This is a genomic window from Streptomyces viridosporus, assembly GCF_002078235.1.
Classification (GTDB): domain Bacteria; phylum Actinomycetota; class Actinomycetes; order Streptomycetales; family Streptomycetaceae; genus Streptomyces; species Streptomyces viridosporus.
On record NZ_MSGP01000117.1, the window covers coordinates 39,677 to 55,293 of the forward strand.

Consider the following 15,617-nt stretch of genomic DNA (forward strand, 5'->3'; position numbering starts at 1 on the left):
TGCAGTATTCAGATACAGGACTGTATCAGAATGCGGTACTGTATCTGAGTTCTCGGAAGGAGGCCGATCATCAGCAAACGACTCACCCGGCAGGAGAGCCGGGAAATCACGCGCCAGGAGCTGCTGCAGGCAGCTGCCGACCTGTTCGCCGAATGCGGCGTCAACGGCACCTCGGTCGAACAGATCGTGGAACGCGCCGGGTACACCCGGGGCGCCTTCTACGGCAACTTCGACGGCAAGCAGCAGCTGATCCTGGCCCTCCTGGAGCAGCGCACCGAGCGCGAACTGGCCGAGGTGCAGGCACTCAGCGCCAACGCCGACTCGTTCGAAGAGACGATCGAGCACCTGCGCAACTGGCACCGCGAGCGGGACAAGAACTTCGCGAGCTGGCTGGCCCTGCGCACCGAACTGTGGCTCTACGGCATGCGTGATCCGGCAGTGCTGTCCCTGCTGGCCGACCGCGAGCGCCGTTCCCGCGAGGCGATGGCCCAGGCCCTCACGCAGGGTTTCGCCGCCCGCTCGGTCACCCCGCCCGCGCCGGTGGAGCTGCTCGCCCTGATCGTGCACGCCCTGGACGACGGGCTCTCCATCCAGCGCGTGCTCTCGGCCGGCGAGAGCCCGGCCGGGGGCGTCATGGACGTGGTGGATCTGCTGATGCGGTCGTGGACCGCGCTGGCCCGCGCCGGGACCGCCGAACCCACCGGTCCGCCCGCCCCGGAGAGCGGCACCACCCCCTGAGCCGTCGGCCGGTCCCTTCTCCCGGCCACGCCATACCGAAGAACTGGAGTACCTCCCATGAGCGAGGAAGCGAAGTCGACGACGGCGGAAGCGGCTCTCGGACCGCCCGTCGCCGCCGACGGTCCGGACCCCAAGCGCTGGCTGGCGCTGATCGTCCTGCTTGCCGCGACCTTCATGGATCTGCTCGACGTCAACATCGTCACCGTCGCGATCCCGAGCATCCAGGAAGACCTCGGTGCCTCCTCGGCCGCCGTCCAGGCGCTGAACGTCGGTTACACCCTGTCCTTCGCGGTCACCCTGATCACCGGCGGCCGTCTCGGCGACATCTTCGGCCGTAAACGAGCCTTCCTGTTCGGCGTCGCCGGCTTCGTCGTGGCCTCGGCCCTGTGCGCCTTCGCGCCCAGCGCCGAAGTCCTGGTGGCGTCCCGGATCCTGCAGGGCATCGCCGCCGCGATCATGGTGCCGCAGGTCTTGGCGATCATCTACGTGACCTTCCCGGCAGCGGAGATCGGCCGGGTCGTCAGCCTGTACGCCAGCATGATCGGCCTGGCCATCGTCGCCGGACCGTTGCTGGGCGGCGTGCTGATCTCCTGGGCCCCGGCCGGCCTGGGATGGCGGACCATCTTCGTGGTCAACCTGCCGTTCGGCGTGGCCGCCCTGATCGCCGGCGCAATGTGGATGCGCGAGTCGAAGTCGCCCCGCGCCACCCGGCTGGACCCGGTCGGCATGGTGCTGGCGACCACCGGACTGCTGTTGCTGCTGCTGCCCCTGTTGCGCGGGCGCGAACTCGGCTGGCCGACCTGGAGCATCGCCTCGCTCATCGCCTCCGTGCCGGTCCTCGTGGCGTTCGTGTACTACGAGCGGTACAAGACCGCCAAGGACGGGTCGCCCCTGGTCGTCCTCTCCCTCTTCAAGATCCGGACCTTCGGCGCCGGGGTCGGCGCACAGCTGCTGTTCAGCTGCATCCCGGCCGGATTCTTCCTCAGCTGGACGTTCTACCTGCAGGGCGGTCTCGGCTGGTCGGCGCTGCACACCGGTCTCACCGCGATCCCGTTCTCGCTGGGCGTCCCGATCGCCGGCAACCTCGCCGTCCGCAAGCTGTTCCCCCGCTACGGACGCAACTGCCTGTTCGCCGGGGCGCTGCTGATGATGGCCGGGCTCCTGCTGTACGCGTGGATCGCCCACCTGGCCGGCGAGACGATCACCTCCTGGCACGCCGTCGTCCCGATGCTGCTGCTCGGCTCCGGCATGGGCATGCTGCTGGCCCCGCTGACCGGCATGACCCTGAACGACGTCGAGCCGCGGGAGGCCGGTGCGGCGTCCGGCCTGATCAACGCGGCCGGTCAGCTCGGCGCCGCCCTCGGCGTTGCCATCATCGGTGCGATCTTCTTCTCCGGCCTCGCCGCCAATGCGGGGACGCAAGCCGACCGGGTGCTGCCGAGCGTCCCGGCCGTCGCCTCGCAGCAGGCCGAGATCCGCGCCTGCGCAGTCGACGCCCACAGCCAGGCCGACCTCACCGCCGTGCCCGAGACCTGCCGCGCCCTCGGCGCCGATGACCCCGCACAGCAGACCGCGATCGGAAACGCCCTGACCGACATCAACTCCGGGACATTCATCGCCACCTTCAGCGAAGCGCTCTACTGGGCGTCCGCAGGCCTGGCCGCGGTGATCTGCCTGCTGTTCCTGCTGCCGCGGCAACCGCGGCGGCTGGGCGTGTCCTGACTGTCCCCACCCCCCCGACACCTGAGGAGCACCACCATCATGCCCCGTAAGAACTACCAGATCATCGTCTACGGCAAATTCGCGCCGCTCGACGACGACCAGCGCGCCAAGCTGCTGGCCGTGGCCGACAAGCACGACCTGTTCCAGTCGAAGTTCACCGAGGAGGGCACCGTCACCTACGAGCGGACCCTGCTCACCTTCACCTTCCGCTGTGTCGTGAAGGCCGACGCCGAGGACAAGATCGACGAGGTCGTCGCCGGGGCCGAGGAACTGGCCACGGCCGCCGTCCGAGACCTCGGCGCCGATGTGCGCGATCTGCGGTCCGTCTGCACCGACCTGGAGACCATCAAGATCAAGCGGCGGGGACGATGACGCCCGAGACATTCACCGTTCTCCTTTCCGACTCCGCTCGGCGGCGGATTTTCTCGGCCGTAGCCCTGGGCGCGTCGACGTCCGCGGAGATTCTCGCCATGACCGGGCTCGCCGCCCCGGAGGCCGCCCCGGCGATCGGTCGGCTGCTGCGCGAAGGCCTGATCATCGCCCAGGGCCCGGGCCGGCTGGCCGTCGACGAGGCCGCCCTGGGCAGCGCGGCCGAGGTTGCCGGACGCCGCCTGCAGGAGCAGGCGGAGGCCGAACAGCCCGATCCCGGGCTGCGCGGCTACGTCCGTGGCACTGTGCTGGTCCGACTGCCGGAGGACGACGAGACCCGGCGGGCCGTGCTGGACCACGTCGCGGCGACGACCTTCGAGGCTGACCGGGAGTACGACGAGCGCACCGTGACCGATCTGCTGCGGCCGTGGTGCGAGGGCACCACCGTGGACGCGGTGTCGCTGCGGCGGTTCCTGGTCGACGACGGCTTCCTGCACCGTGAGTCGGGCGCCTACCGGCTCGTCTCCCTCGTCGGGCCCGGCCAGTCATCCTGAGCCCACCGCGGCCGGCGAGGGCCGCGGACGCCGGACGGCCTCCAGGACGGCGGCCTGGTAGGGCGTGAGCGCCGGCATCGGCGGGGCGGACGTCGGCCAGTGCGGGTCGCGGCCGTACGTGAAGAGAGTGCCGAGCGACGACAGCATGGCCCGGCGTTCGGTCCGTCGGCGGCCGGAGGGCAGCACCTCGCCCGGCCGTCCGGCGCTCTCCAGCGTCTGGCGCAGGCTGCTGAGCAGCACCGGATGGGTGCTGACCTCGACGAAGATCTCGTGACCGTCCTCGGCCAGCCGCCCGGTGGCGGCGGCGAACCGGACCGGCTCCCGCAGGTTGCGCATCCAGTATGCGGGCCCGAGCGCGGTGCCGGGGACCGGCGCCGCGGTCACGGTCGAGTAGATCGGTACCCGTGACGGCACCGGGCTCAGCGAGCACAGCGCCGTAGCCAGGTCGTCGCGCAGTTCGTCGACGTAGTGGCTGTGCGAGGCGACCGTGCCCCGCACCATCCGGCAGTAGACGCCGCGCCGGTCGAGGTCCTCGACCAGAGCGGTCAGCGTGGCGGTGTCCCCGGCCAGTACGGTCGAGCGGGGACTGTTCTCCCCTGCGACGCAGATACGGCCTCCGCTGGAGGCGGCCAGGGCGTGCGCGGCCTCGGGCGACAGCTCGGTGGTGGCCAGCGCACCCCGGCCGGCGATCCGCCGCAGCAGGGCGCTGCGGCGGCATGCGATCAGCAGGGCGTCGTCGAGACTGAGCGCGCCGGCCGCGTACCCGGCGGAGATCTCGCCCATGCTGTGCCCGGTCACCGCGTCCGGCTCCACATGCCAGCTGCGCCACAGGGCCACCAGGGCGATCTGCAGCGACACCATCGTCGGCTGCAGCACGTCGATCTCACCGAGCCGCGACGCTGCCGGGTCGGCCCCCAGCTGCTGGATCAACGAGAAGCCGGCCAGCGCGCGCACGCGTTCGTCACAGCGCTGCAGCGCCGCGCGGAACACCGGCTCGGTGGCCAGCAGTTCCAGGCCCATGCCGTCCCACTGAGCGCCCTGACCGGCGAAGACGAACACCAGGCCGGGTCGCCGGGACAGCGACGGTGCCGACGTCCGGTCGGCCCACCCCTGCACCAGCTTGTCCAGGCCCACGGCGAGGTCGTCGTACGACTCGGCGGTGAGAGCGGCCCGGTGTGCCAGGCCGGTCGTCCCGGCTGCCGCGTCGTGGCAGTACCGGGCCAGCGAGGGCAGATCCCGGCCGGCGCGGATCCGGTCGGCGTGCCCGCGGATCGCGGCGAGCAGGCCGTCCTCGGTCTCGGCGGCGACGGCGAAGAGCCGTACGGTCACTTCTCCCCCTCACACTCGGACGGCGACCTGGTGCCGGTAGCTCTCCATCGGCAGGCCGCTCATCCACGGCACGAGGCCCAGTCGGCTGAGTACCTTGATCGAGGCGGGCGGCTGGTAGTCGGCGAACATGCCACCGAACATCAGGATCTGACTGTGCGTGGCGATCGTGCGCACCAGCGGGTTCATCCGCTGCCGGTCCAGCGTGCGACGGAAGCGGCTGCCCGGGGCCATCCGGCGGCGCACCGCGGCGCGGACCTCGCCGGAGACGTCGTGATCGCTGATCCACTTCAGCTGGGGCATCTCCTCGGTGATCCCGCGCATCGTCTGCAGCCGCTGACGGGTGAACACGTCGATGTGCGACAGCGTCCCGCCCGGACGCAGCACCCGCGCGGCCTCGTGCAGAAAGCGGCCGAGATCGGGGTACGTGTGCGAGCTCTCGATGTTGATCAACACATCCACCGAGGAGTCCTCGAACGGAAGCTTCTCGGCATCACCGTGAACGAAGCTCAGGCTCTCGCCCCGCGCCAGGGTGGCCTCGGCCCGGGCGATCGCCTTCGGCGACAGGTCCAGGCCGGTCATCCGGGCGCCGGGAACGAGCCGGGACAGGAAGTTGAGCCCCTCGCCCGTCCCACAGCCCACCTCGAGGACCGCCCGGCCGGCGCACCCGTCCAAGCCGTCCGGAAGATCGCGCAGGGCCAGGTAGTAGAGCTGCTCGCTGAAACCGTCGGTGCCGAACTCGGTGAACCCGGGCATCCGGGCCTCGATCTCGGCTGCCAGATCAGGGTCGTACATCCCCCAGTTCCACAACTCGCCGCGACCGGACAAGGTGGCCGCCATGTCGTAGATGGAGGAACTGGCCGACTTCATCCCGGCGGCCTTCACCCCCGAGCGGGGTGCTCTGGACTCGTCGAGGTTGATGTCCGCCAGACCGGCGGTGAAGGCGGTCATCACATCGGGTTGGCTCATTGTGGTCTCCGAGTTCGCCGGATCGGTGCGGTCACGCGTTGACGGTGTCGCCGCGCATCAGGTCGTCGGCGCCGTCGGGTGCCTCGGCCGGGTCGGAACCGACGCTCTTCGGTCGGTTGCCGCCGTCGACGAAGACCACGCTCGGCCGGTACGCGCGAGCCTGTTCCTCGGCCATCGCCGCATACGAGATGATGATCACCAGGTCGCCGGGGCTGATCAGCCGGGCCGCCGCGCCGTTGATGCCGACCACTCCGCTGCCGGCCGGCCCCTCGATGACGTAGGTGCTGAGCCGGGCGCCGTTGTCGATGTCAACGACGTCGACCTTCTCTCCGGGCAGCAGGTTCGCGGCGGCCATCAGCGTCGAGTCGAGCGTGAGCGAGCCGACGTAGTGCAGGTCCGCCTGCGTCACCGTGGCACGGTGAATCTTCGACTTGAGCATCTCTCGGTACACCGGATGGTCTCCGTTCACCATGTCACCGGCAGCTCGTGGACGCCGTAGATGATCGATTCGGGGTTGGTGCGGATCTGGTCCGCGGGTGTCGCCAGACGCAGCTCGGGCAGCCGCCGGGCCAGCGCCTCGAACGCGATTCGCAGTTCCAGTCGCGCCAGTTGCTGCCCGACGCACTGGTGGATGCCGTAACCGAACGACAGATGCGCCACCGGCGGCCGGGTGATGTCGAGGCGGTCCGGGTCTTCGCAGAGCGCCGGGTCCCGGTTCGCCGCGGCCAGCGACAGGGACACCGCGTCGCCTGCGGTGAAGCGGTGCCCGTCGAAGTCCATGTCGGTGCCTGCCGCACGGATCGAGCCGGCGTGCATGACCGTCACGTAACGCAGCAGTTCCTCCACCGCGTTGGCGCCCAGGCCCGGGTCCGCGGCCAGCGCCGCGTACTGGTCGGGGTGTGCCAGCAGGGCGAAGGTGCCCAGCGCGATCATGTTCTTGCTGGTGTCGTAGCCGCCCACGAGCAGCACGCTGCCGATGGTCGCCAGCTCCTCGTCGCTGAGATCGCCGTCGGCGACCAGCGTGCCGAGCAGATCATCGGTGGGTTCTTCGCGTTTGGAACGGATCAGCTCCATCAGCTGCCCACCAACGTTCTGCCAGCCGGCGATTGCCTCCTCCGCGCTGGAGTGGACGGTCAGCAGCGCCTTGATCCCCTTGACGAACACATCCCGCCGGTCGGCGGGAACACCGAGCAACTCGCAGATCACCAGCCCGGCGACCGGCTCGGCGAACGCGGCGACCAGATCGGTGGGGCAGCCTTCCTCGATCATCTGGCCGAGATACAGCTCGACGTGCTCGGCCAGCCTCGGCTCCATGGTCCGGGTGCGGCGGGCCGAGAACCAGGCCGTCAGCCGGCGCCGGTAGTGGGTGTGCTCCGGCGGGTCCATCGCCGTGAACATCCCCGGCGCCAAGTCGGTCCGGTCCCCGGCCATCGGCAGCGGAATGGGGGTGCGCAGCAGGTCGCCACGCGAGCTCATGCCCCGGGCGGCGAGGAGCCGGCGGACCTGGTCGTAGCCGGTGATCAGCCAGCCGAGGTGGCCGTCCGGGAAGACCATGCGGGCCACCGGTTGCTCCGCGCGCAGCTCGGCGAGCTCGGGTGCGGGGTCGAACGGGCAGGTGCCACGGGACATGGGCAGGCCGTCGACGGGACGAACGGTCTCGGACACAACGCTCTCCTTTGCTAGACGCCGGTGGACCCGACGATTTCGGCGGCTTCGGTGATGAGTCGGTCGGCCAGCTCGTCGGCGTGCCGGTCACGCCATGCCTCGTACGGGGTGCCGCGCAGCCAGTGGTTACAGGCGCCCAGCGCCGGCCCGCAGGCCACCTGGTAGTCCGCGACACGCTCCGGGGTGCCCTCGATCGCCCACCGCTGGGCTTGGGCGCAGTACCAGCGGAAGACCAGGGCCATCCGGTGCTTCGGGTCGGCCGGCTCGCCGGCCGGGACGACCCGCGACGCCAGTTCCTCGAAACCCGCGCCGAAGTAGTCGCGCTCCACCCGGGACCGGATCTGGCCGGGCACGGCGTCCCAGGAGTCGTAGGTACGCCACAGGTCGTAGAGCTTGCCGGCGCGTACGTGGAAGAGGACGCCCTTCCTCAGCACCCGGGCCCGGCCGCCGAGTTCGAACAGCGCGCCGTACGGGGCGTACGCGGTGTCGTGCACGTCGAGGTTCGGCAGCAGGTCCTTGGCGGGTTCGCTGAGCCCGCTCTCGGCGGTGCAGAGGTTGATCGATCCGGTAAGGATGAAGTCGGCACCCAGTACGAAAGCGGCCGCGGCCGACTCCGGAGAGCCGATGCCTCCACCACCCCCGACGCGTACGCCGGAGGCGACCCCGCCGAGCTGCGCCCGCAGCCGGCGCACCGAGGGCAGCAGCGCGGGCAGTGCGCCCTGGTCGGTGTAGTCGGCTCCGTCGCCGACCGCGCAGATGTCGTCGGCCAGGGCGATCCGCTCGCCGGCTGCGGCCTCCTCGGCGGTGAGCAGTCCGTCGTCGACCAGCCGTGCCACGAGGGGGCGCGGCGGCGGCGCGAAGAACAGGCGGGCGGTGTCCAGGCGGGTCACCTTGGCCAGCAGCTTGCGCGGGGCGTGCACGGTGCCGTCCGCCAGGATGTGGGCCCCGGTCAGACGATGCCTCACCAGCGCGGGGGTCACCTCGACGTACGTGGCCGCCTCGACGAGAGACACGTTCTCACGGACCAGCAGGTCGACCAGGTCGGCCTCGGCGCGCGGGTTGAACGGGTCATGGGTGAGGTTGACTCCGAACGGCGCGGCGGCCCCGGCTGCCGCCCGGATGCCGCGGATCGCGCCGGCGACGTCCGCGAGCGGGAGCCCGGCCGCCCCGAAGCAGCCGAGCAGGCCGGAGCGGGCCAGCCGGGCGACCAACTCGACGGAGCTGACGCCGTGGTGCATGCCGCCGGCGACGTAGGCGTGCCGAACCCCGTGGTCGCGCCGGAACGCCGCCGAACCCAGCTCCGCGCACCGCGGCGCCGCAGCACCGACCGGCTCGGTCGGCGCCACGATCCGTTCCGGCTCGGGTCGGAGCGGGGTGGCCTCCTCCCGGATCCGGGCGATCAGCTTGGTCAGCACCTGCCCCGGGCCCAGTTCGCGGACCCGGAAGTCACCTCGGCCCATCAGCAGCCGGATGCTGTCGGTCCACTGCACCGGGGAGACGATCTGGCGGCGCAGCGTGGCGGCCACGGCGTCCGGCGCGTACGGCCGGGCGTCGACGTTGCTGATCACGGGGATCTTCGGGGCGGCGAACGTCGTGGCATCCAGCAGGCGCCCGAACTCCTCTGCGGCCTGCGCCATGTAGCGGCTGTGGAAGGGTGCGCTGACGTTGAGCGGGGCACAGCGGGCGCCCTTGTCCTTGAACAGCGCAAGCGCACGGTTGACCGCGTCGGCCGGGCCCGCGATGACCGTCTGGGTCGGCGCGTTGTAGTTGGCGATGTCCAGTCCGGACAGCTCGCCGTCGCGCAGCACCTCCCGGACCAGGTCGGCATCGACGGCCGAGACCGCCGCCATCGTGCCGCCGGTGACCTGTCCCATCAGCCGGCCGCGTTCGGCGACCAGACGCAGCCCGGTCTCGAAGTCGTACACGCCCGCGGCGAACAGGGCGGCGAACTCACCGAGGCTGTGCCCGAGCAGGTAGTCGGGCAGGCGGCCGCCCTCCTGCAGGGCGGCCAGCCAGGTGAGCGCATCGACCACGTACAGGGCGGGCTGGGTGTACCGGGTGTCGCGCAGGTTGCGGCCGGGGTCCTCCAGGCACAGCTCACGGATCGAGTACCCCAGGACGGCGTCGGCCCGTTCGACCAGCTCGGGGAACCGGTCGAACAGGTCTCGGCCCATTCCCTTGGCCTGAGCGCCCTGGCCGGGGAAGACGTAGACGTCGAAGCCGTCGCCCGGGGTGGCGGGGTCGGTCACGGGCGTCTCAACGGTCATGGTGGTCACCTCGGTTCGTCGAGCCGGTGCGGCGATGAGCGAGCGGGTGTCGAGCACCGCCTGGTACAGCACCTCGTCCCGGGCGTACGGGGAGAGCAGCGGCAGTACCCGGGACCGGCTGCCCTCGGGAAGCCGCGCCCGCACCAGGTTGGCCATCGACCCGGACGGGCCCAGGTCCAGGAAGAGCAGATCGTCGCGGGCCAGCAGCGGTTCGAGGGCGCGTGACAGGTCGAACGGCTTGCGCAGGACCTGCCAGAAGTGGTCCGAGTCGGGGTGGTGCACCTCGGCACCGGTCGTTCCGGAGATCAGCGGGATCGTGGCGGGTCGCGGGGTGAGATCGCCCACGAGCTTCGTGAACGCGCCGCGCACGCCGTCGATCAGCGGCGAGTGGAACGGGAACAGCACCGGAAGCCGTTGGCAGAGCACACCTGAGGCGTTCAAGTGGCGCTCGATGTCGTCGAGCCGGTCGGCCGTGCCCGCGAGCACGAAGTTGTCCGGCCCGTTGATCGCGGCCAGATGCGCCCCGGCCAGCGCGGGATCGCGGTCGACGAGGGCGGCGTCGGCGAGGACCGCCAGCATCCCGCCACGCGGGCACTCCGTCTCGAAGAGCGCCACTTGGTCCAGCAGCGAGCGCAGGCACTCCTCGGGGTCGAACATGCCGGCCACCGTGGCGGCGACGACCTCGCCCAGGCTGGCGCCGAGCACCAGCTCAGGCTCGAAGCCGCGGGCGCGCAGCATGCGGGCCAGCGCGTACTCGACCATGAAGATGGCCGGCTGGGTGAGCGACAGGCGGGTCATGGGCAGCTCCGCGCCCCGGCCGTCGCTGTGGATCGCGGCGATGACCGAGTCGCCGTGGACATCGCGCACCACCGCGTCCAGAGAATCCAGGGCATCGCGGAAGACCGGGTCGGCACCGTAGAGCCACCGGCCCATGCCGTGGTACTGGGAGCCCTGACCCGCGAAGAGGAAGACCGGTGTCAGCATGGTGAGTGGTCCTGTTCGGTCGCTCACGCGAGCCCGCGCAGGCGGCCGGCCAGCGCGGCGGGGGTCGGGTTCTCGAACACGTCGGTAAGAGCCAGCCGGACACCGGTCTCGTCCTTGATGCGCTGCGCGAGCGTGGCGGCGAGCAGCGAGTGCCCGCCGCTGGTGAAGAAGTGGGCGTCGGCGTTCAGGTCCGGCCGGGCGAGCAGCTCGGCGAAGAGCTTGGTCAGGGTGGCGGTGAGCGCATCGCCGCCGACCGGGCCCGCGGCGTCGCGGCCGGTCGCGGCCGACTGTCGCACGGCGAGGTCCGCCAGTGCCAGGTAGTCGACCTTGTCGCTTCCGGTACGCGGGAACGCGTCCACCGCGAGGAATCGGTGCGGCACGACCGCGCGCGGCAGCCGCTGCCGGGCGTACTCCCAGAGCTCGCCCATCGCCTCGGGCCGGTGCGAAACCTGCACGAAGGCGGCCAGGCTGCCGTCCGCGGCGGGGTCGCCGACCACCAGCACGGCGGCCGCCTCGACGTCAGGATGATCGGACAGCACCGCCTCGATCTCGCCCAGCTCGATCCGGTTGCCGCGCAGCTTGACCTGCCGGTCCATGCGGCCCAACAGGTCGATGCGGCCGTCCGGCAGCCAGCGCGCCACATCTCCTGAGCGGTAGAAGCGTCCCCACTGGGAGTCCACCCCGAAGCGCTCGGCGGTGAGGTCGGGCCGTCCGTGGTAGCCGGAGGCGACACCGACTCCGGCGACGCACAGCTCGCCGCGCAGGCCGATCGGCAACGACTCCCCGTTCGGGCCGGCGATGAAGATCCGGGTGTTGGCGATCGGCGTCCCCACGTCCACTCGGTCGCCGGGATCTGCCGGCACCCGGCCCGCGGTCGCCCAGATCGTGCTCTCCGTCGGGCCGTAGACGTTCCACAGTTCGGCGCCCGCCCCGGTCAGGGTCGCGGCCAGCCCGCCGGGCAGGGGCTCACCGCCGCTGAGCAGCGTGCGGCCGGAGACCAGATCGGTGATCCGGTCGGCGACCAGTCGCCAGGTGGTCGGTGTCGCCTGCAGGAATCCGATGTCGTGGGCCCGTATCTCCTCGGCCAGCAGGGCCCCGTCGGTGCGGGCCTCGTCGGGCAGCACGACCGTGTGGCCGCCGTGCAGCAGCGGCATCATCAGTTCCAGCGACGAGGTGTCGAAGCTGTATGTGCTGAGCCAGCCGGTGGGCCGCGCCGTCGTGACGACGCCGAAGCGCACCGCGTAGTCGGTGATGTGGTTGACCAGGCTCCGGTGCGTGATCGGGATGCCCTTCGGCCGTCCCGTCGATCCGGACGTGTAGATCACGTACGCGAGGTCGTCCGGCCCTGCCACGCCGACCGTGCCGACGTCGACGGGGACGGTGGGGGCGGTGTCGACGTCAGGGGCCGGGATCGTGCGCCGGTCGCCGGGCGCGGTGAGCCCGTCGCCGGTCACCACCACTCGCGCGCCCGCGTCGTCGAGCTGGTAGGCGATCCGCTCCGCCGGGTGGTGCGGGTCCAGCGGCAGGTAGGACGCACCGGCAAGCCACGTGCCGAACACCGCGGCGGCCAGCGCCGCACCGCGCGGCACGAGCAGCGCGACGACGTCGCCGGGGCGGACACCGGCCGCCGTCAGCCGCTCGGCGGTGTGCACCGCGGCGCACCACAGGCGGCCGTAGCTCACCAGCTGATCGCCGTCCCGGACCGCGAGGGCGTCCGGATCGGCCGCGGCGCGCTCGGTGAATCCGGCGAGCACCGACGTCAGCTCGATCGGCTGGTCGGTCGCGTTGGCGGCTTCGATGATCGCGTGGTCCTCCGGCGACCAGATCGACAGCGAGCCGACCGGCGTGTCCAGTGCGGCGCCGACGGCGACCAGCAGCGCGTCATAGCGACGGACCATCAGTTCGACGTCCGCACGGTCCAGGACTCCGGTGTAGAACGCCGCGCGCACGGTTGCGCTGTTGCGGTCGGAGGTCACGAAGAATTCCAGGTCGAACTGGCTGAACCCGTTCTCGACCACGACCAGTTCCGCCGCGGCGCCGGCCACCGTGAAGGTGCGCTGGTCGGCGGTGAACGGCACGTAGTTGAACACATGGCGGAACAACACGTTGCGCCAGCCGGAACCGTCGCGTTCGATCACGTCGAGCAGTTCGTCGGCGGGCATGTCCGCATGGGCCATCGCCTCCATGAACACCCGGCGCGCCCGGCCGACCAGCTCCCGGAAACCGGCCGTGCGCTCGGTCAGCAGGCGCAGCGTGACCAGGTTGCTGTGGTAGCCGACCGCCCCGGCCGCCTCCCGGCCGCGCGAGTTCACCGGCGATCCGATGGTCAGGTCGGGGCCGGCGCCGTGCCCGGCCAGCAGCACCGCGTACGCGGTGAGGAGGACGACCGACTCGGGCGCGCGCAGCTCGCGCTGCAGCCGCCGGACGACCTCGTGCGCCTCGGGCGAAAGGACGTGGGTGACCTCGTCGCCCTCCAGCGTGGTGGTGGCCGGGGCCGGCTTCTCGCACCACAGTTCCAAGCCGGACGAGCGGAACCCGGCCATGGTGTCGCGCCAGAACGTCACACTCTGCTCGGAGGGTTCGGGCTCGTGCCAGGCGGGCACCGGGTCCGGCTCGGGGGTGCGGCCGGCCAGCGCCGCCTCGTAGAACTCGACGAGCTGGGCGCGCAGGAGGGCGGTGGACTGCACGTCGGCGATGGCGTGGTGCAGCGCGAGACAGAAGACGTCTTCGTCGGGGCCGTGCAGCAGCAGGGCACGCAGCAGCGGGCTCCCGTCGGCCCGGAATGGGCGGGCCACGAAAGCGGTCAGCGTGCCGCGCTCGTCACCGTGCCCGGCGGCCTGCTCCGGCTCGATGCCGAGGCTGGGCAGGATGGTCCTGGTCAGGGCGTCGTCGGTGCGGTGGAAGACCGTGCGCAGCACCTCGTACCGGCGTGGCAGCAGGTCGAGTGCCGCGGCCAGGGCCGTCGGGTCGAGGCGGCCGGCGACACGGAAGGCCAGCGACAGATTGTTGGCACCGCTGCCGGGCACGAGGTCGTCGAGCAGCCACAGGGCGGTCTCCTTGCGCGAGGCGCGCACGTGGGCCTCCGCGGCTCCGGCCGTCATCGGCGGGCCTGCGAGCCGGCGCCGAGCAGGCCGGCCACGGTCGTGGCGACCTCCGGGGTGCGCAGCAGGTCGCGGTGCTCCACGTCGAACCGGACCTCGTCGGCGACTCCGATCGGTGCCAGGCCGGGGGTGGCGCGCATCCGGTTGAGGCCGCTGGCCGGGCTCGCCGAGGTGATGACGGTGGCCCGGGACCAGCCGGGCCGCGGGTCCAGTCCGGCGGCGACGCCGAGATAGGTCATGAACGAGCCGACCAGTGCCACCAGTTCACCGGCGTAGCCCTCGTCGAGGCCGGCGCGGCGCAGCGCGGCCGAGCCGATCGGCTCGAAGATCGCGTAGAGCTCGGCGGCGAACTCGACCGGTGTGATGCCCGGCCGGGCGGCCAGGCGCTCCGCCGCGCCGGCCAGCTCGTCGACCTCGGCCGGGGTCAGCACGGCGGTCATGTTGCCGATGACCCGGCCGAACTGCAGGTGGACGGTGGGCACGTCGACGAGCTCGGGGTCGAAGACCACCACCTGCGGCGGCGTCGGCTGCCGGACGGCGATCCGCTCGGCCAGGGCACCGGCGAAGACCGATCCGGCGCAGTAGCCGAGGACCGCCCGGACCGTACGCCCGCTCGCGGCGACCTCGGCCAGCCAGGGCGCGAGGTACTCGTCCTGGTCGATGCCGGGGCCGGGGACCCGGGCCGGGGCGACGGTCTGCCACAGGGCGCAGTCCAGTCCCAGGCTGGGCGTCAGGTCGGTGAAACCGCCCTCGTTGCGGCCCGTCACCGGGAAGTCGGTGGCGAGCACGACGTCGGCGTCCGATGCTGCGTCGAGCACCACATTCCACACGGAAGGGCTTGGCATCTGGCAATTCTCCTGAATATCGAAAGGTCAACGCAGGGCAATTTTTCACGCATCGCCGGAGCCGTTCTTCGTCGATGCTATTAACCAATCGGGGCGTTGTCCACCTCGATTTTCCGGGCATTTTTCGAGCAATTTTTGGCATGCCCCAGCAGGCAAGACCCGGTACGGGCCCCGCCGAAATAAATGATTCGTCCGTCAGCCGACCGGCTATTCCCCCTCACTCATTCGCGCAACCACGAGATTCGCGAGAGCCTGCGGAGTAGGACATTCATAAAGCACATCCGCCGCCCATTCCAGACCGGTCAGCGTGCCCAGGTGATCACGCAGTTCCAGCGCGGTGACCGAGGACAGTCCCAGATCGAAGAACTCGTCGCCGGCGCCGATCTCGGCGCCCGAGTCGTGCCCCAGCACGGCCGCTGCCAGTTCCCGCACTCCGGTCAGGACCTCGGCGTCCCACCGGTCGCGGGGCAGCCGCGCCAGCGCCGCCCGCAATCCGCCGGACGGACCGGAGCCGGCGGGCGCACCCGAGGACTCGACGCCCGCGGGTGGCTCGGGCGCCGCCTCGCTCAGGGGCGACGGAGCAGGTGCAGCAGCCGAAGCCTCGTTCCCGTACTCGGCGACGAACACACCCTCCGGCCGGATCCGTGCCGCGGTGTACCCCTGCCCGATCACGGCGCACAGCCGGGTCCGGGCCCGGGCATCCATCTCCGACGGAAGGTCGACGACGTGATCCGCGGCCGGCAGCGAGCCGTCCCGGGTGAGAACCCATGACGGCACCCCGGGCGTCCCGGCCGGTTCGGCGCCAGGCAGGACGATCACCAGATCGGGCCGCTCGGCGGCGTCGACCGTCACCCGGGCGCCGTGTCTGGCCAGCGCACCGGCGAGCGCATCGGTTAGGTCCTGGTCGTCCCCGGGCGGTGGCACCAGCGCCACGGTCGTGTCCAGGACCGGGGGCACGCCGTCCGGGACCAGACGCCACCGCACCGGCCGCCGGGTCGTACCGGCGCCGGGCCGCAACCGTGCCACGGCCGCGAGAACCTGGTGCGCTGTCTCGTCGCCGCGCAGACCGAGCATGCT

Annotated in this window: 12 protein-coding genes; 4 read left to right on the plus strand and 8 right to left on the minus strand. The window is 71.4% G+C overall.

Annotated elements, in window-relative coordinates:
* Positions 1-123: 123 nt before the first annotated feature.
* The 4 genes from B7L92_RS08845 to B7L92_RS08860 all read left to right on the plus strand — a co-directional run bounded on the left by B7L92_RS08845 (position 124) and on the right by B7L92_RS08860 (position 3,383).
* Positions 124-738: a TetR/AcrR family transcriptional regulator gene (locus B7L92_RS08845; protein ID WP_255310831.1), complete on the plus strand. Its 615-nt coding sequence runs from the start codon at positions 124-126 to the stop codon at positions 736-738.
* Positions 739-795: 57 nt separating this feature from the next.
* Positions 796-2,460: an MFS transporter gene (locus B7L92_RS08850; RefSeq protein WP_081236882.1), complete on the plus strand. Its 1,665-nt coding sequence runs from the start codon at positions 796-798 to the stop codon at positions 2,458-2,460.
* A 39-nt stretch (positions 2,461-2,499) separates the two neighbouring features.
* Entirely contained in the window at positions 2,500-2,832 is a 333-nt protein-coding gene (locus tag B7L92_RS08855; RefSeq protein WP_081236883.1) for a DUF6204 family protein, read from the plus strand.
* A gap of 98 nt (positions 2,833-2,930) precedes the next feature.
* Positions 2,931-3,383, plus strand: a complete 453-nt coding sequence (locus B7L92_RS08860; protein WP_159461013.1) for a DUF2087 domain-containing protein — start codon at positions 2,931-2,933, stop codon at positions 3,381-3,383.
* On the opposite strand, the gene B7L92_RS08865 is transcribed toward B7L92_RS08860, so the two are convergent.
* From B7L92_RS08865 to B7L92_RS08900, 8 genes are all read right to left on the minus strand, one after another.
* Positions 3,375-4,712 carry an acyltransferase domain-containing protein gene (locus B7L92_RS08865; protein WP_081236885.1) on the minus strand — a complete coding sequence of 446 codons (1,338 nt, stop codon included), beginning with the start codon at positions 4,710-4,712 and terminating at the stop codon, positions 3,375-3,377. The two genes, B7L92_RS08860 and B7L92_RS08865, sit on opposite strands and share 9 nt — an antisense overlap.
* A 9-nt stretch (positions 4,713-4,721) precedes the next feature.
* Positions 4,722-5,678: a class I SAM-dependent methyltransferase gene (locus B7L92_RS08870; RefSeq protein WP_081236886.1), complete on the minus strand. Its 957-nt coding sequence runs from the start codon at positions 5,676-5,678 to the stop codon at positions 4,722-4,724.
* A gap of 31 nt (positions 5,679-5,709) precedes the next feature.
* The gene (panD, locus tag B7L92_RS08875; protein ID WP_081236894.1) at positions 5,710-6,129 is read right to left on the minus strand and encodes an aspartate 1-decarboxylase; all 420 of its coding nucleotides are present in this window, start codon (positions 6,127-6,129) and stop codon (positions 5,710-5,712) included.
* A gap of 14 nt (positions 6,130-6,143) precedes the next feature.
* Positions 6,144-7,343 carry a cytochrome P450 gene (locus B7L92_RS08880; RefSeq protein WP_255310825.1) on the minus strand — a complete coding sequence of 400 codons (1,200 nt, stop codon included), beginning with the start codon at positions 7,341-7,343 and terminating at the stop codon, positions 6,144-6,146.
* Positions 7,344-7,357: 14 nt separating this feature from the next.
* On the minus strand, positions 7,358-10,594 hold the full coding sequence (fabD, locus tag B7L92_RS08885; protein WP_081236887.1) for an ACP S-malonyltransferase: 3,237 nt from the start codon (positions 10,592-10,594) through the stop codon (positions 7,358-7,360).
* A 23-nt stretch (positions 10,595-10,617) separates the two neighbouring features.
* Positions 10,618-13,695: a non-ribosomal peptide synthetase gene (locus B7L92_RS08890; RefSeq protein ID WP_081236888.1), complete on the minus strand. Its 3,078-nt coding sequence runs from the start codon at positions 13,693-13,695 to the stop codon at positions 10,618-10,620.
* The gene (locus tag B7L92_RS08895; protein WP_143626268.1) at positions 13,692-14,540 is read right to left on the minus strand and encodes a hypothetical protein; all 849 of its coding nucleotides are present in this window, start codon (positions 14,538-14,540) and stop codon (positions 13,692-13,694) included. The genes B7L92_RS08890 and B7L92_RS08895 overlap by 4 nt, the downstream gene beginning before the upstream one ends.
* Before the next feature lie 207 nt (positions 14,541-14,747).
* A partial coding sequence (locus tag B7L92_RS08900; RefSeq protein ID WP_218030437.1) for a beta-ketoacyl reductase occupies positions 14,748-15,617 on the minus strand: 870 nt, incomplete at its 5' end.

What these genes read in the sequence shown, in the direction of transcription:
- B7L92_RS08850 (WP_081236882.1), top strand. Translation starts at nt 796, where the DNA reads ATGAGCGAGGAAGCGAAGTCGACGACGGCGGAAGCGGCTCTCGGACCG.
- B7L92_RS08855 (WP_081236883.1), top strand. Translation starts at nt 2,500, where the DNA reads ATGCCCCGTAAGAACTACCAGATCATCGTCTACGGCAAATTCGCGCCG.
- B7L92_RS08860 (WP_159461013.1), top strand. Translation starts at nt 2,931, where the DNA reads ATGACCGGGCTCGCCGCCCCGGAGGCCGCCCCGGCGATCGGTCGGCTG.
- B7L92_RS08870 (WP_081236886.1), bottom strand. Translation starts at nt 5,678, where the DNA reads ATGAGCCAACCCGATGTGATGACCGCCTTCACCGCCGGTCTGGCGGAC.
- fabD (WP_081236887.1), bottom strand. Translation starts at nt 10,594, where the DNA reads ATGCTGACACCGGTCTTCCTCTTCGCGGGTCAGGGCTCCCAGTACCAC.
- B7L92_RS08890 (WP_081236888.1), bottom strand. Translation starts at nt 13,695, where the DNA reads ATGACGGCCGGAGCCGCGGAGGCCCACGTGCGCGCCTCGCGCAAGGAG.
- B7L92_RS08895 (WP_143626268.1), bottom strand. Translation starts at nt 14,540, where the DNA reads ATGCCAAGCCCTTCCGTGTGGAATGTGGTGCTCGACGCAGCATCGGAC.